Below are 23,652 nucleotides of genomic sequence, written 5' to 3'. Positions count from 1 at the left end.
CTTTACAAAACATTTTCTACTAATGAATGAAAACAACATAGTTGAGAGAATAAAACAAAATGACACAGCGACTATAAAAAAGATTTATCTTGAGAATAAATTGTCTTTTTTTAAGTTGGCAAACCGTTATAGTATTCCTAATGAAGTTGCCTTAGATATCTATCAAGATAGTATTGTTGCACTTGTAGAAAATGCTAGAAAAAACAGCATTGATGATTTAAAAAGTAGTATAAATACGTATTTCATTGGTATCGGAAAATTTATGATTTTTAATTATCTGAAGGCTAAAAAAACAGTTGATTTAAGTGAGTTTGAAAATACTGCAGTAACAGAATCATTTTCAATTGATGATGAAGCTTTAAACGAGCGAGAAGTAGCACTTAAAAAGGCGTATGAACAATTAGGAGAGCAGTGTCAAAAAATTTTAAGTTTATTTTATTTTGAAAACAAAAAATTAGAAGAAATACAAACGATTTTAAACTATGAGAATAAAGATGTTTTAAAAAGTCAGAAGTCGAGATGCATTTCTCATTTAAAAAAATCCCTAAATCCAAAGAAATGATGCATGAATTAATTGAAAAATATTTTGAACACAATTTAACCGAAGAAGAAAAACTACTTTTCAATAAATTGCTAGTTGAAGATTCCGATTTTAAAAAAGAATTTGAGTTTTATAGCGAATTGAAAAATGCTGTTGTTGTTTCAGAAAGACAAAAAATTAAAAAGGAAATCCAACAATTTGAAAATAGTGATGATATGCCTATTTTTAATCTAAAACGTTATTTACCATATGCTGCTATTTTATTAGTAATGCTTTCATTATGGTTTATTTTTTTTAGCAACAACCCCAATAATACAGACTTATACAACAGCTATTTTGAAGCCTATCCCAATACAGAAGTCTCAAATACTAGAAGTGATGTAAATGACAAATCGGTAATTGAAGAAGCTTTTATTGCTTATGATTTGGAAGAGTATGCTAAAGCAAATGAGTTGTTTAATTTGGCCTTAAAAATTTCTACATCTGATTATATTCAATTTTACAAAGCTATCTCTTTAATGGAATTAGAACAACATAAAGAAGCTTTAAACTTATTTGAATCTGTAAATTGGTCAGAGGCATACAAAGAGAAATCTATGTGGTTTAAATCCCTTTGTTATGTAAAACTGAATCAAGTAAAAGAAGCTAAAAAAGAATTAACACTACTTACAGAAAAAGGAACTTTTAAAAATTCGGAAGCTATAGCCCTACTTTCTAAACTTTAAGAAGAAAAACAATAAAATTCCTATTGTTGCTAATCCTAAAAGAATAGAATAGAAATAATTAGTTTTTGAAACTAAAGCTTCAGAATTACCATTCAAAACAAAACCCGACCAATAATAAGGATGTTTCAGTTCGGAAGCTTTTGCTGTAGAAAGGAATTTAATTTTTGCTTTTTGTAAAGCTTCATTTTTAGGCAATCCATCATTTAAAAATTCATAAAAATACTGCATGATTTCATAACCTTGTTTGTCTGGAGTTTGCCATAAACTATGAATAGTAGCAGAAACACCACTATAAGTAAAAGCACGAGATAGACTCATTAACCCCTCTCCTTCAATATGCTTTCCTATTCCTGTTTCACAAGCACTTAATACTACTAAATCTAAGGGTAAATTTTGTGCATAGAAATCGGAAAAATAAAAATTTTCATCATTAAATACTAATCTTGAAACTTCTTCATTATTTTCATCAATAATGGCATGCATAGATAAATGGCAAGCATTAAAATTTGATACCCCATTAACAAAGTTTTGCTTTGTAGCTTTTTCATTTGAAAAAAGAATCGAATGAAACGTTTCTTGTAAATACAAAGCCTCTTTTTCTGCAAATGGTAAAATGTTTAGATTTTTATTTTTATAGTTTGGTTGAAAAATTGCTAGTTTAAAATCTTTTGAATTTTTATGCTTTCTTTGAATATCATAAAGTAGTAAAGAATTTGAATAGTTTATTTTATATTTTTCAACTATGTATTTACCTTCATCATCAATTAATAATTCAAAAGGTACCTCGTTTAAAAAAGAGTTTGAAACTATTGTTATTTCATCATTTTTAAGTGCAAAGGGTTTTAATAGACTATTGTATAATGCTTTAGATTGTTTTTCTATCGGTTTTTTACTTTTAATATTTAAAACAATAGAAGAAATGTGCTCTTTAATAGTTGAAAAATTATCAATTCTTTTTAGACAAATTTTATTTTGACTACTAATATAAATACTAAATACACTTGTATTAGTAACATAAAATCTCATTATTTCATCCTTATTTTTTAAAATAAAGTCTTTAAAATTAAAGGTTGGATTTAATATAGAATTAAAGTGAGGATATTTGGTTATCAATTTGTTTTCTAATAACTCAATATTATTTTTAATCTGTGTTTTTTTTAAAACTAACGAGTCTCTATTTTTTTGTACACTAGAGATAGATGCTAAATTAAGTTTTAATGTTTTAATCTCCGATAGTTCATTAACAATTTGAACGCTTCCGTTTTTATTATTTAACAGATAATTCTTTAATAAAAATTTAGATTGAATGTTTTCGATCATTTCAATAATTGCTACTAAACTATTTTCAGATTTTAATCCAAGAGTTAGTAAACCATCTATAATTAAATTTTTATATTCAGAAAGTAACGGATTGAAAAAATCGTTTTCATAGAAATCTTGAAATTGTTTTACAGAGTATTTATAAGATTTAAACGATTTGTTGAGCAGTTTTACATTTCCTGTCATTTCATAAATTTCAAAATATTTTTTTGATATTTCTACATTATATGACAGTAAATAAAAATTGGAATTATCTATTCTTTTAATTAATTGATGTGCTTTATCAAAATAAATCTCAGACTCCTTATAATTCTTCTCTTCAAAAAAAATAATTGCTTTACTTGTATATAAACCTGCTAAATCAGAAAAATTATCGGGTGAAATTAAATGTATTGCTGCATCTATTGACTGGTGAGCTCTATTATAATCCTTTAATTCTCTTGTAAAATAACTCAAATAAGAATAAGCAGTAATAAGAGACAAATCATTACCTATTTGTTTATGCACTATAATTGATGCCTTTAGTAAATCCAGTGCTTCATTGGTTCTTCCTAAGCTAAAAATCGCTTCCGCATAGAAATTAGTAGCATCTGCATAATATGTCAAATAATTAGTTTTGTTTTTTAAATTAATGAAATATTGTGTCAGTTCTTTATAGCTGCTTTCTGAAGCAGTATTTTTTTTCTCTGCTAATGAAATTCTCAATTTATAAAGAAAACTTGTAAGTTTAAATTGATGTCTTAATTCATCTTGGATAAAATCATTCTTTACTGAGAGATTATTGTTTTTTTTCAAATATAACTTAGCATTATTTATATCGCCATATTCAAGATAATTATTTATTAGTTTACTATAACCCTTTACTAATTCTTTTGAATATTTATTCGAATCATTTTCCCATAATATTATAGCTTTAATTAAATTATTTTTAAAAAGCTTATTATTGGATATTGAATAATAAAATTCGCAAAGCTCATAATAGAATGTTGCTTTTTCTTGACTACCAAAAGACTTTATTTCATTTAATAAAGTAGCAGAGTATCTATAAAACTCTATTGCTTTTAAGTTTAAACTAAGATTACGGTATTTTTTAGCTATGTCCTTAGATAAATAATATTTTTGAATGGTATTGTGTTTATCATTCTCACTTTTTCTACTCCAAATGACCAAAAGACTATCTAAAGATTTTAAACTTTTTTGTTGTTTCAACTTAAATGTTGAGTCACCCAAAAAAAGATCATCTATATCATTTTTTTTATCTTGTTGTTGAGAGAAAGAATAAAAAAAAATAAAAAAAACAATTATATATCTAAAATTCATAATAGGTGCTAGTTGTTACAAAAATATAATATTATTTTGTTGTAAACAATTTCATTATTGCATAGCCTCTTTTGTATGGCTCTCTCCTTATAAATAAAGAGAAAGAACATTATATCTTGAGAAATAATATCTCATTTTTATTCAAGAAAGACTATAAAAAAACCGACTCAAAAAAAATTGAATCGGTTATGATTTTTTATTTAAAATTTAATTATGGAATAGCAACTGAAACTTTACCGTTCAAAATCTTACCATTATTTAAGATTGTATTACAAAAAATGAATGTTAAAGTAGTACCATTATTCACAACAAATAATTCTGTTTCTGGTGTTGAGTTATTTTCAATTAATAGTTGATTGGACGATTTTAGAATTTCTCTATTATAACCACTAATATCGAATGCATTATTAACACCAAAATATTGACCTGTTTTTGGATAGCCGTTGTTTAATTCATTGAAGCTGAGTTCATAATTATTTGGCCAACCTCCAAATCTAATTCCAAAATTGCCTTCATCGCAACAAGAAGGATCATATATTTGAACAGAAGTACTTTGCCAAACTCCTGAAATACTAATATAATTATTTTGTGTATAGCTACAAGGAGTTGCTGATGTAGTAAATTCTTCCCAATCGTACTCTTGATAATTTCCGTTTTTTGTAAAACAAGTATAGAAATATTTTGTGCTTGGTTCTAATTCGTCAATAATAGTACTAAAATACTTTTTATCATGTGTATATTCTACATTCTCATTTACTAAAATAACTTGGTCGTTACTTGAATCATTTATATCTCCTGTTCTAAAAATGAACCCAACTTTATATGTTCCTTCACCTTGATAATAATTATTCGAATTATCGATAAGACCATTCAGTGTTACAGAATTTTGAGAAATATAAGTAGTGTATGACCTTGGAGGAGGAACTTCTGAAGCGTCTGCGTTTTCATCATTAATATTACAAGAGACCATTAGAACGTTCAAAATAATAAGAACATAAAGTAGTTTTTTCATCTAAAAACAAGTATAAATAATTAGCTACAAATATAGCTGAAATAATTCTAAAACATATTTAAAATGAAAATACTCATTACTATATAGTTATACAAAAATTATGAATGTAACGAATCATTTATCTATTAGCTTGTCGTGCTGAATACAGTAAAATGATATTAAGCACTGATTTATTATAGCACTCAGATTCTACTGATTTTAGCAGATTACTTAAAAACTGAACACCCAAACTGAACACTATAAAATATCAATTGCCTTTAATGCGTGTGAAAATCTTTTTTAATAATGCCTTTCCATCGCGTTTTTCTTTAGGAACTTCTTTGGCTTCCAATTTTCCATTATTAGCGGATACGAATACATAACTAAAAGCAAATTGGGGTTGTTTGGGGTTGTCGTTCAATAAACCAAAGCGCAAATCGTTACAATACAGACTATCCTTCTTTTCTGTAACTAAATACCAACCTTCACTAATTTGTTTTAGTTTTTGGAAGTCTTGAGTCGCTTTCAGTTTTTCTTCTAAAGCGCTATTCTTAGCATAGAAAGTAAAAGAAATGGGTTGGGTGTCAAAGAAAGAATAATCCCCTAAAAAATAGCCCTCTGTGGTTGCAATATTGGCATTCCAAAGAATGGTATTAAAAGCGGTCGGTTTTACTATGAGTTCTTGGTAGCTTATGTTTTGTTGTTTCAATGCTTTTTCAAACTGATGTACGGCTACTAATTTTAAAATACATGTTAGTAGTAAATAACCCGAACTAATGCATATGCCTTTGTACACGTATTTTTTTCGAATACTGTGTTCTTTATTTTTCCAAACGTATATTAGTGAAATGAATAAGGGAATGGTGTACAATGGGTCGATTACGAATATCGTTTTTAAAGCAAATCTATAGTGTAATGGCCACAAAATTTGAGTGCCCCAAGAAGTAAACATATCCAAGAAAACATGGGTTGCTAAACACCAAAAAGACATCCAAAATGCGGTTTTAAAGTCTATTTTTCCTTTTTCTATTTTTGTAATCAATCTGCCTAAGAGCGGTGCTAGAATTAAAAAAAAGAGCAATGAATGGCTTAGTCCTCTGTGAATTGCAACACCGTCTACATCGCTCATGAATTTACCAACAAGAATATCCAAATCGGGAATGGTACCTAAGATAGCTCCATACAGCACTGTTTTGTTTTGCAGTTTTTTGCCTGCTACTACTTCTGCTGTAGCAATACCTAAAACAATTTGTGTAAAAGAATCCATGGGGTTGTTTTGCTTGGTGTTTTGGAATGCTAATTTAGTGAATTTTGTAGACTAACTACTCGGAAAATTGTAAACTGAACATTGCATCTACACTTTAGCTTTTTCTGCTATTAACGTATATAGTAAGAAAATAATAGAAAACACAAGCTACAATAATTTTAAAAAGAATCAATGGAACAGTAGTTTCTAAATTTGGTTCTACTAAGTCAAATACCATACCTGACAACATTAGACCTAACAGTATTCTAACACCTATATTTCTTAAAAAACGCATAGTTATTTTATTTGTCTATTTATATATTGAATAGTTACCTACAAACTTTGTTCTACTAACAAAACAACCTCTACCCACTCTACTATTAATTCATTTTAACATTCTTAATTGCAATGAAAAAATCAATTCTTTTTAATTTTAGTTAGCAAAAGCTTAATTATATCGGTAGTACATTTTTCATTTTTGTACCAATCAAAATCGATAGTGTCACTAAATTCATCAAAAGCAGTAAGTCTTACAATATTTCCATCATTATCAACATTGAATTCAAACTCAATATCTAGATAATCTTCTGCATCTTCTTCTTTTATAATATCTTCAATGTTTTCATTTCTTACTAATACAATTCTGTTTACTTCTATATCTTTTTCAAATTGTCGAATAGTCTTTTTTCCTAATTTCAACAATTTCTTCATTCCGCTTCGAACACTAAACTGACGTCTAAATTCTACTTCGATATATTGATGGTTCCACTTATGTAAATTTTGACAAAAAAAGAATAAAGTATTGAAATCATGGTCAATTACTAGGCGATCCTGTTTATAGGTTTTTATTCTCTCCTCTTTTTGATATTCTGGTAGAAAAGATACGATACTCATTTGTACAGTAACCGAATCTTTTTTATAAGAATAATTTATGTTTTCTATTTCATTAGATTCTAAACCGTTCAATTCTAAATCATATTCTTTTAATGTAGTAGTATGGTCTAGCAATGGCTGTTTTTCATTAAATGTTAAAATACTTTCATTATAAGTATAACTAATGCTTTCAACGTTTCTCAATAGTTCATTAAAGTCTTTCTCATCTTCTATTTCTGCATCCATATCTAAATGAAATCGAGTTTCTAAAGTATTTGCCATATACGTTTTGTTGCCCATTGCTACTTTTTTAAAAGTAAAGGGAAACGGTATTTTATCCGATTTAAAGCAATAGGTTAATGTATCCTGAGAATATACAGCTACCGAAAGTAGCGATAGTAATAAAAAGCAGTATTTTTTCATATTTTATAAGAATTCACTTCGTTGTTTTCGGAAACAAAGTTAGAACTATTTTGATAATTTTTACTAACTATTAGCATTTATACCTTGAATTTACTGTAATAAAAAGGCTGTTTATTCCTCGTTATTTGGATATATAATAAATGCTGAGACTGAACACTGTTTATCTTGGCACGCTGATTCTACTGATTTTAATAGATTGATTACTCGTAAACTTGAAAAACTGAATACTGAGACTGAACACTGCTGTCTACGGTGATTATTGTCTGTCTTTTTTTAGTTCTTATTTGTGTTATAACAAGCTGTTTGTGCTATTTCATGAATTGTAGTATTTGATTCATTTCTAATCCCATGTATTCGCAAAATTCTTCTAATGTGACTACTTGGTGTTTTTGTTTGTTTAATTGGTTTTTTATTTTGGCAATGATGTTTCTGCATTGTCTTTCGCTTTTTCCTGTTATTCGTTGTATGTCTTTTGGGTAAATGCAAATTCTGTTCATGTTGTTCTGTTTTTTGTTTGTTTTACTTCCTTTTTTTCTTAATGGGGTCTTATACCATTTGCAACTTGAATTTACTGCAATAAAAACCTTTTTTTCCTCGCTATTTTAATATAGAATAAAAACGTAGCGATGCTATGCTTTGGTTTTATATTTTATATGTTTAAACTTTGTTTTTTAGCGGTAACATATGGTATCCCTTTTTTAATCATGAGTGTTTGCATACGCAAACTACTCGTTTATGGGGATTTCATATCAAGAAAAAAATTATCATTTTCTTTTACAGTAAATTCAAGTTACAAATGGTATCCTCCACTTATCCTCCACTTATCCTCGGCTTTGATACGGCTTTAATACGGCTTTGATACGGCTTTGATACGGCTTTGATACGGCTTAGTAATTTTTCATCATGCAATTTTCATTCCATTTATTTGTAGGAATTATCTATTAACATATTTTTAAGATCGCTTTTGGCCTTTTTCGGCAAAAAAGGCATTATTAGATAGTTACGGCACTGGTGGGTTATTTTTTTTTGGTTTTGGCATTGTGCTTGATTTGGGTTTAGCAAGTGATTTTGAGATCACCTTATTGTTTCATTTTAAATTTATTATATCATGGCAAAAGCTAATGGAATTATCAAGATTGAAGGTACGGTTGAGGACTTAACCTTCTACAAGAAAGACGGGAAGAATTATGTTCGTAGAAAAGGGGGCATTTCTAAGGAGCGTATTGAGAATGATGCGAATTTTGTTCGTACTCGTGAGAACAACAATGAGTTTGGGCATAGTGGCACGAGTGGAAAAGTGCTTCGTTTGGCTTTAGGGAATTTGGTTTTTAAGGCTAAGGATAGTAAGCTTTCTAGTCGTTTGTTGGGCACGATGTCGCGCATTAAAAATTTAGATTTGGTTTCGGCTAGGGGTTTGCGAAAAGTGGGTGTTGGTTTAACGAGTGCTGAAGGGAAACTGGCTTTAAAGGGGTTTGATTTTAATGCGAATGGTCCTTTTAAGAGTGTGTTTTTTGCTCCTCATGTGCTAGACACTGCAACAGGAAGTATTAGTATTACTGATTTTGTTGCTGCTGAGCAGTTGCAATTTCCTCAAGGGGCTACGCATGTGAGTTTACAGAGTGCTGTTTTGGCTATTGATTTTGAAACGGAGGTTTCTGAATTGGCTTATAGTCCTGTGGTTAATCTTCCGATTAATTTAACGGCTGTTTCTCCGACTCTTACGCCTAGTAGTGTGCCAACAGGTACGGGTGTGCAACTTTTTTTAATTGGTATTACTTTTTATCAAGAGATTAATGGGGTGCAGTATTCTTTAAAAAATGAATCGTATAATGTTTTACATGTTTTGGAGGTTTTATAATCTTATGAGAGTCTTTTTTTAAACTCCTTGTTGTTTTTTACAGCAGGGAGTTTTTTTTGTGTTTTATTATTTCATTTTTCATCAAAAAACACCTCATGTACGTATAAATACGTACAAAAAAACGTAAAAAAGGGTCAAAAATAGGTATAAATACGTATTGACTGGCTTTTATTTAACCCTTAATTTTATGACAAATTAAAAACAACAATTATGAAAAAATTATTACTTCTACTTCTAGTACTATTTTTAAGTGTAAAAATGAATGCGCAACTGGTTCAATCTATTAATAAAAACTATAGTGCCAATTATAAGAACATAAAAAAAACAATATTCATAGAAGATACAATAGTATTTAATAATGAAAATCATGAGCTATTAAAAATTACTGATACGATCGTTGATCCTAATGCTGCTTATCGATTTCAAAAAATATGTATCGATTCTATTATAGAATTACAAAAAAGAAGAAACATTATAATAAAAAACTCTAATAATGCAGATTCCATAAATAAAAATAGTATAGAACTAACAAAGAAAATAAAAGATTATCAAAAAGCTAGAGATTATTTTGGAGCTATTAATTCATTAGATGGTTCTCCAAAATTTTTAAGAAGATTTTTTCCGTTAAGAAGTTTAGCTCAAGCCCAACGATTTTATTTAGAGAGTGTAGAAGGAGAAAAAAAAATTTCATTTATAAAAGATGTTACTTATCATAATAATTTTAATGGTTCAAACACATTAAATTCCTCAATACTTACTGCTGTTTTTCCTTTTTTTAATAGCTATTTACCTTTAAAAATTAATATAGCTTCTACCATTACTCAAAACAATGATACTATTGCCACTAAAACAATTGCCGATAAAATTCCTAGAGGTGGTTTATTTAATGTTGGGTTAACTTATACGCTATTCTATTCAAACTGGAAATACTTTGATAATAATTCGGTAGTTGTATATATGCCTCTCGAAACAAGATTTCATTTAGATGATGCTAAAAACAATACTAACTTACAGGACACTTTTTTTTACAATGAAATTTCGTCATCCATTTATGTTAGTTTTGATTTACTACAAAATAAGAAAGATGCTGATTTAGCCACATTATTTGTATCAGGAAAGTTGTCCTATTATAATGGAGGTAGCAAATTTTCAGATAAAATAAATGATAATAAATTTAGTTTATTTCAACTCAATACTGGTTTAAAGATAGCTAAGAAATTTACTGTAGCTATAAATATGCCTTTAGGAAGTTCTTCTAAAACATTTCTAGATAATCAAAATGCCTCATTAATATTAGTATTTGAAACTGGAAATTAAAATTAATTTCTGTATAAAATTGCTTAATATTACTAACATTACTACAAGCCATCCTCTTCAATATTTATGACAAAATTCAATAACAAATATAGAATAGAATCCACCCGATTGCAACATTGGGATTATGGGCAAAAGGCGGTGTATTTTGTAACGATTTGTACTGCAAATAGGGAACATTTTTTTGGTAGCATTGAAGAGACGCCATGTATTGAAGAGATGCCATGTGTTGTAGTAGAGACGCCAAGCATGGCGTCTCTACAGATGGTGCCGTCAGAAATTGGAAAAATCGTGGCAGAAGAATGGATAAAAACACCACAAATCAGACCTGATATGCATTTGGAATTGGGGGAATTTATCGTAATGCCTAATCATTTTCATGGGATTATTTTTATTGGTAATAATGAATTTAATGGTAGAGACGCCATAAATGGCGTATCCACAATACATGGTAATGGTGACGCGATGCATGGTAACGGTAATGTATACAAAAACCAATTTGGACCCCAATCCAAAAATTTGGCATCGATTATTCGTGGGTTTAAATCTGCGGTGACGGTTCGGGCACGACGTATTAATCCTGATTTTGGTTGGCAGGCACGATTTCATGATCATATTATACGGAATCCAAATGCGTATGAGAATATTTCACAATATATTATTGATAATCCGAAAAAATGGAATTTGGATGTTTTTAATAAATGATGTTTTAGGTTGTATTACGTAGAGACGCATTGCAATGTGTGTGAATACATGTAAAAACGCAATGCGTTTCAATATATATAAAAACGCAATGCGTGTGAATCATCAAAACACAATGTTTTAAACGATAAATAGAGACGCATGGCATTTAACGATAAATAGAGTATTTGGTTGTATTACGTAGAGACGCATTGCAATGCGTCTCAATACATGTAAAAGCGCAATCCGTTTCAATACATATAAAAACGTAATGCGTGTGAATCATCAAAACATAATGTTTTGGACGATAAAGGAGACGCATGGCATTTAACGATAAATAGAGACACATGGCGTTTAACGATAAAAGAGAGACGCGAAGCATCGCGTCTCTACCGATAATGATTTAAAAACATATTTTTATTACCAATGCGAAAACCCGTAAAATAAATCCACTTACGGGTTTTATATTTGTAAAAACAGGTAGAAATACCTATACTCCTATTGCCGAAATGGTTTATTTTTGGTAGGTTTGGGAAAATGATTTTTAAGAAAAAATAAAGAATGAATCAATCGGTACATAATAAATTAGTTTCTTTTATATGGTCTATTGCAGACGACTGTTTGCGAGACGTTTACGTTCGTGGAAAATACCGTGATGTTATTTTACCCATGGTGGTTTTACGTCGCTTAGATGCTTTATTAGAACCTACAAAGGATGCTGTGATGGAAGAACTGGCTTTTCAACGTGATGAGGCTGGTTTTACGGAATGGGATGAAAATGGATTAAGAGAAGCATCAAATTATGTGTTTTATAATACAAGTGAATGGACGTTACAACGTTTACACAATACGGCTTCTAATAGCCAACAAAGATTACAGGCTGATTTTGAAGATTACCTAAACGGTTTCAGTGGTAACGTAAAAGAAATCATTGAAAAGTTTAAGCTGAAAAGCCAAATTAGACACATGGCTGCAAAAGATGTATTGCTTGATGTTTTAGAAAAATTTACATCACCCGATATCAACTTGACTCCTTTTGAAAAACTAGATAGCAATGGTAGAAAATTACCTGAATTATCTAACTTAGGAATGGGTTATGTTTTTGAAGAATTGATTAGAAAGTTTAATGAAGAAAATAATGAAGAAGCCGGAGAACACTTTACCCCTCGTGAAGTAATTGACCTGATGACACACATTATTTTTGACCCTATAAAAAATAACTTACCACCTGTAATGACGATTTATGATCCTGCTTGTGGTAGTGGTGGAATGTTGACCGAATCGCAAAACTTTATTGTAGATCCTGATGGGGAAATTAAAGCGGTTAATTCGGATGTGTATTTGTATGGAAAGGAAATTAATGATGAAACCTATGCCATTTGTAAAAGTGATATGATGATTAAAGGGAATAACCCTGAGAATATCCGTGTGGGTTCTACGCTTTCTACCGATGAATTTGCAGGCACTACTTTTGATTTTATGTTATCTAATCCTCCTTATGGGAAATCTTGGGCTAGTGAGCAAAAAAACATCAAAGATGGAAAAGACGTAATTGATCCTCGTTTTCAAATTCAATTGAAAAACTATTGGGGCATTGCAGAAGATGCAGATGCTATTCCTCGTTCTTCTGACGGACAATTGTTGTTTTTGATGGAAATGGTGAGCAAAATGAAACCGCTTTCGCAAAGTGCTACAGGAACACGTATTGCTTCTGTGCATAATGGAAGTAGTTTGTTTACGGGTGATGCTGGTGGTGGTGAAAGTAACATTCGTAGGTATATTATTGAAAACGATTGGTTAGAAGCCATAGTGCAACTACCCAACAACTTGTTTTACAATACAGGAATTACCACTTACATTTGGATTTTAAGCAACAACAAAACGGCTAACCGAAAAGGAAAAGTACAGTTAATTGACGCGGGACAATTGTATAGAAAACTACGCAAAAATCTTGGAAACAAAAACTGTGAGTTTGCTCCTGAACATATTACAGAAATTGTACAAACTTATACCGATTTAAAAGCGATTGAACGCACTACGGATGAAGGTATTGCTGCTAAAGTATTTGACAATAGCGATTTTGGGTATCACAAAGTAACTATTGAACGACCAAAACGTTTGAAAGCGCAATTCACTGCCGAACGTATTTCAGCCTTGCGCTATGATAAAGGTTTAAAAGAAGCTATGGTACATGCTTATGAAACCTACGGTGAAGCTATTTATAAAGATATAGAAAAACATAAAAAAGAAATTTTAGACTGGTGCGAGAAAAACGAACTTAATCTTAATGCTGCCAACCAAAAGAAATTAGTTGCCAAAGCAACTTGGGACAAACAAGCTTTATTATTGGAACAAGCAAGCATTTTGGCTAAAATTATTAGTGACGAAGTTTTTAATGACTTTAACCTTTTCAAACAAAAAGTAGATACAGTAATTAAAGACCAAAAACTAAAACTTGGTGCTTCTGAAAAAAATGCCATACTGAACGCTGTGAGTTGGTATGATGCTGATGCTGAAAAAGTAATTAAAGGCACAGCAAAATTAACTGGCGACAAACTAGAAAAAGTACTAGAACATTTAAATTGCAAAGAAAGTGAACTAGCTGATTATGGGTATTATTCAACAACTAAAAAAGGAGACTATTTAACATACGAAACCGAAAGCGATTTACGGGATACCGAAAACATACCCCTAAAAGAAAACATACATAGTTACTTTTTAAAAGAAGTACAACCGCATGTAGCAGAAGCTTGGATAAACTTAGATGCTACCAAAATTGGTTATGAAATTAGCTTTAACAAATACTTTTACCAACACAAACCTTTGCGAGAAATCGAAGAAGTAACCGCTGACATTTTAGCTTTAGAAAAAGAAAGTGACGGTTTAATTGCTGAAATTTTAAATTTTTAACGATGGCTGAAAAATATCAAAAGAAATATAGCATTAGCACAGCCAGATTAAAAAATTGGGATTATGGCAGTTGTGCATCCTATTTCATCACTATTTGCACTGCCAACCGTGACCCTTTTTTTGGAGAAATAATAGATGGAAAAATGAATTTATCTGTTTTGGGCACCATTGTAGCACAAGAATGGATAAAAACCATCGAAATTCGACCTGATATGCATTTAGAATTGGGCGAATTTGTGGTTATGCCCAATCATTTTCATGGGATTATTTTTATTGGAAATAATGCGTTTAATCGTAGAGACGCCATGCATGGCGTCTCAAAAACAAATGATGATTCCAAAATAATTTCAAATACCATGCACGATGCAATTGACACGCATCATAAAGACGCCATGCATGGCGTCTCAAAAACAAATACCATGCGCGATGCAATCGATACACATCAAAGAGACGCCATGCATGGCGTCTCTACCGATACCGAAAACACATTTGGACCACAAACCAAAAATTTGGCATCCATCGTTCGTGGTTTTAAATCTGCCGTAACCACATGGGCACGAAAAAATAATATTCCATTTGAATGGCAATCCCGATTTCACGACCATATTATACGTAATGCAACAGTCTATAACCGAATCTCTAATTACATCATTAACAATCCTGCAAAATGGCAGGAAGATAAATTCTTTGCCTCATGATGAAAAAATATCAACACTATAAAAACAGCGGTGTAGCATGGTTGGGTGAAATTCCTGAGCATTGGGAAATAATTAAAGGAAAATGGTTGTTTACAAAAATGGAACGCCCTATAAGGAAGGAAGATGATATAGTAACTTGCTTTAGAGATGGTGAGGTTACCCTACGAAAAAATAGAAAAATTGATGGTTTTACAAATGCACTAAAAGAACATGGTTATCAAGGAATCAGAAAAGGTGATTTAGTTATCCATAATATGGATGCTTTTGCAGGAGCAATTGGTATTTCTGATTCTGATGGTAAATCAACTCCAGTATATTCAGTATGTACTCATCGGATTGAAAATAAAGTAAACTCATATTTTTATACTTATTTCCTAAGAAACTTAGCTAAATTAGGTTTCATCGAATCTTTAGCGAAAGGAATTAGAGAAAGGTCGTCAGATTTTAGGTTTAATGATTTTGGCAAATTAGAATTACCTGTTCCACCATTAGAAGAACAAACCGCAATAGCGAATTTCCTAGACGACAAAACCACCAAAATAGACCAAGCCATTGCCATCAAGCAACAACAAATAGAACTGCTCAAAGAACGCAGACAAATACTCATTCATAAAGCCGTTACCAGAGGTTTAAATGAAAACGTTAAATTGAAAGACAGCGGTGTGGAATGGATTGGGGAAATTCCGGAGCACTGGGAGGTGAAAAAGCTAATTGGTCTATGTCGTTTTGTTAGAGGAAATTCAACTTTTAGTAAAGATGAATTATTGAATGATGGTCAGTATGTCGCTTTGCAATATGGAAAAACTTATAAAGTAAATGAAGTTGACAAAAATTATAACTTTTATGTCAATGATGAATTTTACAAGGAAACCCAAATAGTAAATTATGGTGATACTATCTTTATCTCAACATCTGAGACAATCGAAGATTTGGGTCATTCAGCATTTTATAATAGAAATGATTTGGGATTATTGGGAGGAGAACAATTAATATTAAAACCATATAATGAGAAAATAAATTGTCATTATTTATATTTTTCTTCTAAAGTTTTCTCTAAAGAACTAAGAAAGTACGCTACTGGAATTAAAGTTTTTAGATTTAACATTAATGATTTAAAGACTATATATACTGCCACACCTCCTCTTAAAGAACAAAAAGAAATAGCAGAATTTATAGAAATAGCTACTACAAAAATCGCTACAGCCATATCCTTAAAACAGAAAGAGATTGAGAAGTTGAAGGAGTATAAAATGAGTTTGATTGATGGGGTTGTTACTGGGAAAGTGAGAGTTTGTTAGAATATGAAAGAAAAAGAACAAATAAATTTTTTTAGACCTGTAAGCTCATTAATTGGTAAAACATTTATTGTTAAAGACTATCAGCGAGGCTACAAATGGGAATCTAAAGAAATATTAGAGTTACTAAATGATTTCAACGAACACAGTGAGAATGATGGAAAATATTGTTTACAGCCAGTAATTGTTAGAGAAAATGAAGATGGCTCATTGGAATTGATTGATGGACAACAAAGAATTACAAGTCTTTATCTTTTATTAGTTTTTCTAAAAAAATCAAATAATGACATATATTATATATCTTATGAAACAAGAACAGAAAGTAAAGAGTTTTTGTTTCATAAGATAATTGAACTTAATCAATATGTTGAAACTGGTTTAAAGTGGGAAGAATTTATTGCTATTGATGGATTTGAAAAATATGACAACGTTGATATTTATCATTTTTATACTGTTTATAAAACTATTCATGACTGGTTTATTGAAAAAGATGAAGATTTCAAAATAAATTTCCTAGAGAAGGTTTTAAACATAGTACATGTGATTTGGTATGATATCGATAAATCTCAAAACAATACTTCAATAGATGTTTCTGCTGAAGAAGTTTTTTTAAATCTTAATGCTGGTAAAATAGCATTGACTAGTTCTGAATTGATAAAGGCACTTTTTATATTAGAATGTAAAAATAATAATTCAAAAGAGATTTATAAACTTAAAGCAACAGAGTTAGCTTTAGAGTGGGATCAAATTGAAAATAAACTTCATGATAATTCTTTTTGGTTTTTTATTTGTGATAACGACCTTTATAATGATAGTTCAACCAAAATTGACTATATTTTTGATATAGTAAATAAGAGGGGTGTCAAGGATGGTGTTTTACATTCTTATTGCGTTTATGAAAAAAGGTTCAGGCTGAAAGAAGATTTAAACTGGTTAGAAGTTAAGAATACATTCAATAAATTGTTAGAATGGTATGAAGACAAAGATCTTTATCACTATGTTGGTTTTCTAATTGTAAGCAAAATAAAGTCTCTTTCTTCAATTATAACAATGAGCAAAGGTATCTCGAAAAGTGATTTTAAGAAAAAGCTACTTAAATCTATTGATAAAGAGTTTGAAAAAACTCGTAAACAAGAAAGCGGAAGCGATTATTATGTATATCAGTTAGAGAATTTAGATTATCGTGACTCAAGAAAGGAGTGTGAAAATTTATTGATTTTGTTAAACATAAATTATTACATCAATAATCTGAGTGACAATAAATTTCCATTCGAATTATACAAATTAGAAAAATGGAGCGTGGAACATATCAATCCTCAAAATCCGCGTGAATTTGATAATGTAGGTTCAATAAAAAACTGGCTTTTATCAAACAAAGAATATTTTACAAAACAAAATAAATCCTTATCAATTAGTAAGCAAATAGAAATAGTACTAATCTATTTTGATAAAATAGATATTAATGATAAAAGAAAACTTTCTGAATTGAAATTTGACAAAACAAAGACAACAAAGTTAGAAGAATTAATTGAAGCTATAAGTAATGAATTGAACCTTCATGGCATATCTAATTTAGCACTATTGGACAGAAATTCTAACAGTAAATTAGGAAATAAGCTTTTTTTAGAAAAAAGAGAAATAATATTAAAGCTTGATCAAGATGGGAAATACATGGACTCGAAGAATAATGAAAAGAAAGTCTTCATTCCAATTTGTACTAAAAATGTTTTTTCAAAAATATATACCACAGATAAAAATAGTGTAGCTAATTCATTTTTCGGAAAATCAGATATGGATTCTTATTTTGAATTTATTGAAAATCAATTAAAATCATTTTTACCTAATCTTAAAGGAGCTTAAATGAGTATAGAGAATTATAATACATTCTGGAGTATCATAAATGATAATAAAATTGAAATTCCCACAATTCAAAGGGATTATACTTATGGTAGAAAATCGGCAACAACAATTAGAGAAAAATTAGTTGCTGATATAATAAATAGTATAATTGTTCCAAACCCTCTCAATCTTGATTTCGTTTATGGTAAACTTTTAGGTAAAGAAAACCATATAACACAAGAACGAAATAAGAATAATATTAGATCTTTATTAAAAACAATTAAACTATATGCTTCTGATTTGAATATAGAAATTTCTGATGAAGTTGTAAGTCGTAATGCTAAGCTAGAAGGGAAAATAAATTTCATCCCTTTAGATGGTCAGCAAAGATTGACTACTTTATTTTTAATTCATTGGTATATAGCACAAAGAAATAATGATGTAATTGCTTTGAGTTCATTAAACAAGTTTAGTTATTCTACAAGGCTTAGTTCTAAAGAATTTTGTAAAATATTATGTTTTAAACAATACAATTTTGATTCTAAAACTGATTCTGTTTCAGATTTGATTTCAAATAGTGAAGAATATTTTTCTTCATGGAAAAAAGATCCAACAGTAAATAGTATGCTAATTGTCATTGATGAAATACATAAATTATTTAAATCTAAGGATGTTGATTATAAAGATTGCTGGAATAAATTAACTAATGAAAATTTAATCACATTTGATTTTTTTGATTTAGATGATTTTGAATTAACAGACGATTTGTATATCAAAATGAATGCTAGAGGCAGACATTTGACGAATTTTGAAATATTCAAATCTTGGTTAATTAAAGATTATGATGGTGTTATTTTGGAAGATGATTGGAAAAAGAAATTTGACATTAAATGGTATGATTTGTTTTGGAAGGCTAAAGAAAAATCAATTTATAAAATTGATTCAGAGTTTTTACAACATTTCAAAATTCTATTTTTAGGAGATTATATGAAGTCTCAAAATTCAAATGATTCAAGGATGAATGATGATGCTGAATTAGAAAATTATGATACTGAAACCTTAGATTTAGATGATTTTAAATCTGTAATTGGAATTTTAAGAAAAAAAGATTCTAATCCTTTAGAGATTTTCCAAAACTATGATTTATTCAAAGATAAAATTAATGAATATGTCGAAATTCTAGATTTAGCATCTTCAGTAGCTTTTATTAATCAAGATCAATTATTAAAAAAATATATTGATACTGATTTGTTTAAGCTCCTTTTTGGTGAAAAACTGAATAAATTGACCTGGTGGGATACAACTTTACATTATGCTATAACAAGATATTTATTAAAAGTTGAGAATAATTCAACTTATTTTAGTGAATGGGTGAGAGTAATTTCTAACTTAATTTATAATACCAAAATAGATACTCCAAAATTATTTATTGAAGCAATAAGAAGTATAGATTTATTAATTGATAGAGTTGACTCAAAAAACATATATCAAGTAATAAATACTTTAAGAGAAGAAGAAATGATCTTCTTTTCTCCATCACAAAAAACGGAAGAAATTTTTAAGGCACAATTAATAGTTCAAGATAATAGATGGGAAAAACTATTTATTGAAGCAGAAAATCATATTTATTTTTATGGACAAATAGGCTTCATATTTAAACTATGTAATAGCCCGATTGATATTAATACTTTTACCATTAATTATACAAAAGTAGCGTCGTTATTTTCTGAAGAAGTACTTAATGATACAACATTTTTACTCACAAGAAGTTTACTAGCAATAGGTGATTGCTTTTATATAAATGGGAACGAACGAATTTTTAATTCAAATGTAAGAGGAACTCTCAGAAATAGAACTGAAAATTGGCGTAAGTTTTTTGATTCAAAACTAAATTTCATCGAAACTATAATTAATAGACCTGATTTTAATGCAAATAATATAATCCAGTCTCTTAATTCTATTATTAAAACTGAATTCCCAAATTCAAAAGGTAAATATCATGGCAAGTTTGTAAATAATTATAAATTATTTCTTTACGCCAAAAAGAACATTATCAGACAACATAATAAAAATTATTATTTATTAAATTCAACAAGAATTTCAGGATATTTTGTTGAACTTTACACATATGCTTGGTTTTTGAAAAATGAAAAAGGTTGTTCTATTATTCCAAAATATGAAATTTCATATGACTATGTGAAAGGACAGGATAATGAACCTGGTATTGTTTTTAAGAAAGGGGACTTAACGATAAATTTGAGAAGAAATCATAACACGAAAAAGTATTATATTCATAAAGAAAAGCAATTATTAGAATTCAAGACAATTGAAGAATTCATTGATTCAATAAAATAAATTATTATGCCAAGCCAAACTAACGAAGCAGCCTTAGAGCAAGCCATAGAAAAAAAACTAACAGGTTCTTGTTTAGAAGAAAACAAACAAGCCGGTAATGTAAACGACCCAAGAGCATTGTATCGTTTAGGCAATGGCTATTACATTGGTCAGGCTAACGATTTCAATGCAAAATATGCTATTGATGAAGTACGTTTTTGGCATTTTCTAGAAACTACCCAAGCCGAAGAATTAGCAAAAATTCAAAAACAAAGCGATTGGAAATTAAAGATTCTAGAGCGTTTGGATCGTTTGATAAAAAAGTATGGGGTTTTAAAGTTACTCCGAAAAGGCTTAGAAGTTGATGATGCACACTTTACTTTGTTTTATGTATTGCCTTTGGCAAGTAGTAGCAAAACCGTAAAAGATAATTTTGAAAGCAATGAGTTTAGTGTTACACGACAATTGCGTTATTCGGTAACCAATCCAGCGGAAGAAATAGACATGGTTTTGTTCATCAATGGTCTGCCCTTCTCTACTATGGAACTCAAAAACCATTGGACAGGACAAAACGCAAAAGTACATGGTCAAAATCAATATAAATTTAAAAGAGATATCAGCCAACCTTTATTGCAATTTGGGCGCTGTATTGTCCATTTTACACTGGATACTGATGAAGTTTATATGACTACCAAATTAAATGGTGCAGGTACTTTCTTTTTGCCTTTCAATTTAGGAAACAAACACGGAAAAGGAAATCCACCCAATCCGTTTGGACACAAAACATCGTATTTGTGGGATGAAGTGTTGACCAGAGAAAGTGTTGCTAATATCATTCAGCATTTTGTACGTTTTGATGGTTCGGAGAAAGATGGTTTGAATAAAAGAACTTTGTTTTTTCCACGTTACCATCAATTAAATGTAGTTAGAAGAATTATTGCCGATGCCAGTAAAAAAGGGGTTGGACAGAATTATTTAATTCAACATTCAGCTGGTTCAGGAAAATCAAATTCCATTACTTGGGCTGCTTATCAATTGATAGAAACTTATCCAGAAAGTGATACATTACCAGGAAGTAAAGGCACTTCCAATCCTTTATTTGATTCGGTTATTGTAGTTACGGATAGACGGTTATTAGACAAACAACTTAGGGACAACATTAAAGAGTTTTCTGAAGTAAAAAACATAGTGGCTCCTGCTTATTCTTCTAAAGAACTAAAAGAAAGTTTGGAAAGTGGCAAACGGATTATTATTACCACTATTCAAAAATTCCCTTTCATTATAGACGGTATTGCCGATTTGAGCGACAGACGCTTTGCTGTTATTATTGATGAAGCACACAGTAGTCAAAGTGGTACTGCTTCGGATAATATGAATCGAGCTATGGGTGTTGCTAATATTGAATCTGAAGATGAGGATAGCTATGATACACAAGATAAAGTTAATCAAATAATGCGTTCTCGAAAAATGAAAGACAACGCTTCTTATTTGGCTTTTACAGCTACTCCCAAAAGTATTACTTTAGAAAAATTTGGGGTACAACAAGAAGATGGAACATTTAAGCCTTTTCACTTGTATTCTATGAAACAAGCTATTGAGGAAGGTTTTATTTTAGATGTATTGGCAAACTATACTACGTTTAAAAGTTATTACGAAATAGAAAAATCGATTGAAGATAATCCGTTATTTGATACTACAAAAGCTCAGAAAAAATTACGCGCTTATGTGGAACGACACAAAGAAACTATCGCTTCTAAAGCGGAAATAATGATGGATCATTTTATTCATAAAGTAGTCAATACTAAAAAACTAAAAGGAAAAGCCAAAGGAATGGTGATTACTCAAAGTATTGAATCGGCTATTCGTTATTATTTTGCCATAAAAAATATAGTAAAAGACAAAGGCAATCCTTTTGAGATAGTCATTGCTTTTTCGGGTAAGAAAATGGTGGATGGTATTGAATATAGTGAAGATGGTTTGAATAACTTCCCAGAAAAAGACACTAAAGACAAATTTGATGAGGATAATTATCGCATTTTAGTGGTTGCGAATAAATACCTAACTGGTTTTGATCAGCCTAAATTGTCTTCGATGTATGTGGATAAAAAACTACAAGGGGTTTTGGCTGTACAGGCTTTATCTCGACTAAACAGAGCTGCTGATAAATTAGGTAAGAAAACAGAAGATTTGTTTGTATTGGATTTCTTTAATTCGGTAGAAGATATCAAAGAAGCTTTTGACCCTTTTTATACCGCTACAACATTAAGTGGTGCAACAGATGTAAATGTATTGCATGAAATTAAAGGGATTTTAGATGATGTGGGCGTTTATGAATGGCATGAAGTAGAAGATTTTGTTACTAAGTATTTTAATAAAGTAGATGCGCAATTGTTAAGTCCGATTATTGATATAGCAGCTGAACGTTTTAATACTGAATTAGAGTTAGAAGATGCCGATAAAGCGGATTTTAAAATTAAGGCGAAACAGTTTGTTAAAATCTACGGTCAAATGGCTGCTATTTTAAAATATGAAGTACTAAATTGGGAAAAGTTATTTTGGTTTTTGAAGTTTTTAATTCCTAAATTAATTATTAATGACACTATTGATCCTATTGACGAACTATTAGAATCTGTTGATTTATCTACCTATGGATTGGAACGTGTTAAACTAAATGAAAGTATTGGCTTGGATGATTCGGAAACTGAATTAGACCCCCAAAACCCAAATCCTAGAGGTGCACATGGTAATGATGAGGATTTAGATCCTTTAGATTTAATTATTAATAGTTTTAATGAGAAATGGTTTCAAGGTTGGGATGTTACTCCAGAAGATCAAAGGGTTAAATTTGTTACATTAACAAAACAGATACAAGCGCATCCTGATTATTTATCTAAGGTGGCTGAAAATAAAGATATTGCCAATAGGGATTTGGCTTTTAAAAAGATACTTGATGAAATCATGTCGCAACAAAGAAAAAACGAATTGAATTTGTATAAGCTCTATGCTAAAGATGATGCTTTCTATCAGGCTTTCTTTGACACCATGAAACGAATGGTTGGGGTGAATATGTAAAATGTGTTGAACCTACGGCTTTGAAATTGATGGTGAATTATTGATGGTTGATTATTAATGGTAAATTGTTGATGATTGATGGTTAATGATGTTGTTTGTGGAGTTGCTGATGCGATGCTTTTGGCATGACAAGATTGGGGATTTGGTTTGTGGTTAAATATACCGAACCTACGGCTCTTTTTCCTCGTGGTACGTTGTAATGACAGGGTTGA

The 23,652-nt window shown here is 30.0% G+C and carries 16 protein-coding genes; 11 read left to right on the top strand and 5 right to left on the bottom strand.

Annotated elements, in window-relative coordinates:
- The first annotated feature begins 22 nt into the window (after positions 1 to 22).
- Both L2Z92_RS14800 and L2Z92_RS14795 read left to right on the top strand, forming a co-directional pair.
- Positions 23 to 562: an RNA polymerase sigma factor gene (locus L2Z92_RS14800; RefSeq protein WP_236455010.1), complete on the top strand. Its 540-nt coding sequence runs from the start codon at positions 23 to 25 to the stop codon at positions 560 to 562.
- Positions 559 to 1,266, top strand: coding sequence for a tetratricopeptide repeat protein (locus L2Z92_RS14795; protein ID WP_236455009.1), 708 nt, complete (start codon positions 559 to 561; stop codon positions 1,264 to 1,266). The genes L2Z92_RS14800 and L2Z92_RS14795 overlap by 4 nt, the downstream gene beginning before the upstream one ends.
- Here L2Z92_RS14795 and L2Z92_RS14790 read toward each other — a convergent pair.
- The 5 genes from L2Z92_RS14790 to L2Z92_RS14770 form a co-directional block, all read right to left on the bottom strand.
- A complete protein-coding gene (locus L2Z92_RS14790) occupies positions 1,249 to 3,795 on the bottom strand; it encodes a CHAT domain-containing protein (RefSeq protein WP_236455007.1) in 2,547 nt (848 codons plus the stop codon). The two genes, L2Z92_RS14795 and L2Z92_RS14790, sit on opposite strands and share 18 nt — an antisense overlap.
- 322 nt (positions 3,796 to 4,117) lie before the next feature.
- Entirely contained in the window at positions 4,118 to 4,918 is an 801-nt protein-coding gene (locus tag L2Z92_RS14785) for a hypothetical protein (RefSeq protein WP_236455005.1), read from the bottom strand.
- A gap of 247 nt (positions 4,919 to 5,165) precedes the next feature.
- A complete protein-coding gene (locus L2Z92_RS14780) occupies positions 5,166 to 6,164 on the bottom strand; it encodes a metal-dependent hydrolase (protein WP_236455003.1) in 999 nt (332 codons plus the stop codon).
- 396 nt (positions 6,165 to 6,560) lie between these two features.
- Positions 6,561 to 7,439, bottom strand: coding sequence for a hypothetical protein (locus L2Z92_RS14775; protein WP_236455001.1), 879 nt, complete (start codon positions 7,437 to 7,439; stop codon positions 6,561 to 6,563).
- Between the two features lie 308 nt (positions 7,440 to 7,747).
- On the bottom strand, positions 7,748 to 7,936 hold the full coding sequence (locus tag L2Z92_RS14770; protein WP_236455000.1) for a hypothetical protein: 189 nt from the start codon (positions 7,934 to 7,936) through the stop codon (positions 7,748 to 7,750).
- A 611-nt stretch (positions 7,937 to 8,547) separates the two neighbouring features.
- Between L2Z92_RS14770 and L2Z92_RS14765 the strand changes: the two genes are divergently transcribed.
- The 9 genes from L2Z92_RS14765 to L2Z92_RS14725 all read left to right on the top strand — a co-directional run bounded on the left by L2Z92_RS14765 (position 8,548) and on the right by L2Z92_RS14725 (position 23,440).
- On the top strand, positions 8,548 to 9,297 hold the full coding sequence (locus L2Z92_RS14765) for a hypothetical protein (RefSeq protein WP_236454999.1): 750 nt from the start codon (positions 8,548 to 8,550) through the stop codon (positions 9,295 to 9,297).
- Positions 9,298 to 9,507: 210 nt separating this feature from the next.
- Entirely contained in the window at positions 9,508 to 10,614 is a 1,107-nt protein-coding gene (locus L2Z92_RS14760; protein ID WP_236454998.1) for a hypothetical protein, read from the top strand.
- Between the two features lie 66 nt (positions 10,615 to 10,680).
- Complete coding sequence (locus L2Z92_RS14755) at positions 10,681 to 11,316, top strand: transposase (RefSeq protein WP_236454997.1); 636 nt, start codon at positions 10,681 to 10,683, stop codon at positions 11,314 to 11,316.
- A gap of 537 nt (positions 11,317 to 11,853) precedes the next feature.
- Positions 11,854 to 14,202 carry a type I restriction-modification system subunit M gene (locus tag L2Z92_RS14750; protein ID WP_236454996.1) on the top strand — a complete coding sequence of 783 codons (2,349 nt, stop codon included), beginning with the start codon at positions 11,854 to 11,856 and terminating at the stop codon, positions 14,200 to 14,202.
- A 2-nt stretch (positions 14,203 to 14,204) separates the two neighbouring features.
- A complete protein-coding gene (locus L2Z92_RS14745) occupies positions 14,205 to 14,900 on the top strand; it encodes a transposase (RefSeq protein ID WP_236454995.1) in 696 nt (231 codons plus the stop codon).
- Positions 14,897 to 16,198, top strand: coding sequence for a restriction endonuclease subunit S (locus L2Z92_RS14740; RefSeq protein ID WP_236454994.1), 1,302 nt, complete (start codon positions 14,897 to 14,899; stop codon positions 16,196 to 16,198). The genes L2Z92_RS14745 and L2Z92_RS14740 overlap by 4 nt, the downstream gene beginning before the upstream one ends.
- A 3-nt stretch (positions 16,199 to 16,201) precedes the next feature.
- Positions 16,202 to 18,055: a DUF262 domain-containing protein gene (locus L2Z92_RS14735; RefSeq protein ID WP_236454992.1), complete on the top strand. Its 1,854-nt coding sequence runs from the start codon at positions 16,202 to 16,204 to the stop codon at positions 18,053 to 18,055.
- Positions 18,056 to 20,389, top strand: coding sequence for a GmrSD restriction endonuclease domain-containing protein (locus tag L2Z92_RS14730; RefSeq protein ID WP_236454990.1), 2,334 nt, complete (start codon positions 18,056 to 18,058; stop codon positions 20,387 to 20,389).
- 6 nt (positions 20,390 to 20,395) lie between these two features.
- Positions 20,396 to 23,440 carry a type I restriction endonuclease subunit R gene (locus tag L2Z92_RS14725; RefSeq protein WP_236454988.1) on the top strand — a complete coding sequence of 1,015 codons (3,045 nt, stop codon included), beginning with the start codon at positions 20,396 to 20,398 and terminating at the stop codon, positions 23,438 to 23,440.
- Positions 23,441 to 23,652 lie beyond the last annotated feature (212 nt).

Source organism: Flavobacterium jumunjinense (assembly GCF_021650975.2).
GTDB classification, from domain to species: Bacteria; Bacteroidota; Bacteroidia; order Flavobacteriales; family Flavobacteriaceae; genus Flavobacterium; species Flavobacterium jumunjinense.
Note: the sequence above shows the minus strand (reverse complement) of the source record. Positions and strands in the feature narration are given on the sequence as shown.

Coding starts and splice junctions, on each gene's coding strand:
- L2Z92_RS14800 (WP_236455010.1), top strand. CDS start 23: ATGAATGAAAACAACATAGTTGAGAGAATAAAACAAAATGACACAGCG.
- L2Z92_RS14795 (WP_236455009.1), top strand. CDS start 559: ATGATGCATGAATTAATTGAAAAATATTTTGAACACAATTTAACCGAA.
- L2Z92_RS14785 (WP_236455005.1), bottom strand. CDS start 4,918: ATGAAAAAACTACTTTATGTTCTTATTATTTTGAACGTTCTAATGGTC.
- L2Z92_RS14780 (WP_236455003.1), bottom strand. CDS start 6,164: ATGGATTCTTTTACACAAATTGTTTTAGGTATTGCTACAGCAGAAGTA.
- L2Z92_RS14775 (WP_236455001.1), bottom strand. CDS start 7,439: ATGAAAAAATACTGCTTTTTATTACTATCGCTACTTTCGGTAGCTGTA.
- L2Z92_RS14770 (WP_236455000.1), bottom strand. CDS start 7,936: ATGAACAGAATTTGCATTTACCCAAAAGACATACAACGAATAACAGGA.
- L2Z92_RS14765 (WP_236454999.1), top strand. CDS start 8,548: ATGGCAAAAGCTAATGGAATTATCAAGATTGAAGGTACGGTTGAGGAC.
- L2Z92_RS14760 (WP_236454998.1), top strand. CDS start 9,508: ATGAAAAAATTATTACTTCTACTTCTAGTACTATTTTTAAGTGTAAAA.
- L2Z92_RS14755 (WP_236454997.1), top strand. CDS start 10,681: ATGACAAAATTCAATAACAAATATAGAATAGAATCCACCCGATTGCAA.
- L2Z92_RS14750 (WP_236454996.1), top strand. CDS start 11,854: ATGAATCAATCGGTACATAATAAATTAGTTTCTTTTATATGGTCTATT.
- L2Z92_RS14745 (WP_236454995.1), top strand. CDS start 14,205: ATGGCTGAAAAATATCAAAAGAAATATAGCATTAGCACAGCCAGATTA.
- L2Z92_RS14740 (WP_236454994.1), top strand. CDS start 14,897: ATGATGAAAAAATATCAACACTATAAAAACAGCGGTGTAGCATGGTTG.
- L2Z92_RS14735 (WP_236454992.1), top strand. CDS start 16,202: ATGAAAGAAAAAGAACAAATAAATTTTTTTAGACCTGTAAGCTCATTA.
- L2Z92_RS14730 (WP_236454990.1), top strand. CDS start 18,056: ATGAGTATAGAGAATTATAATACATTCTGGAGTATCATAAATGATAAT.
- L2Z92_RS14725 (WP_236454988.1), top strand. CDS start 20,396: ATGCCAAGCCAAACTAACGAAGCAGCCTTAGAGCAAGCCATAGAAAAA.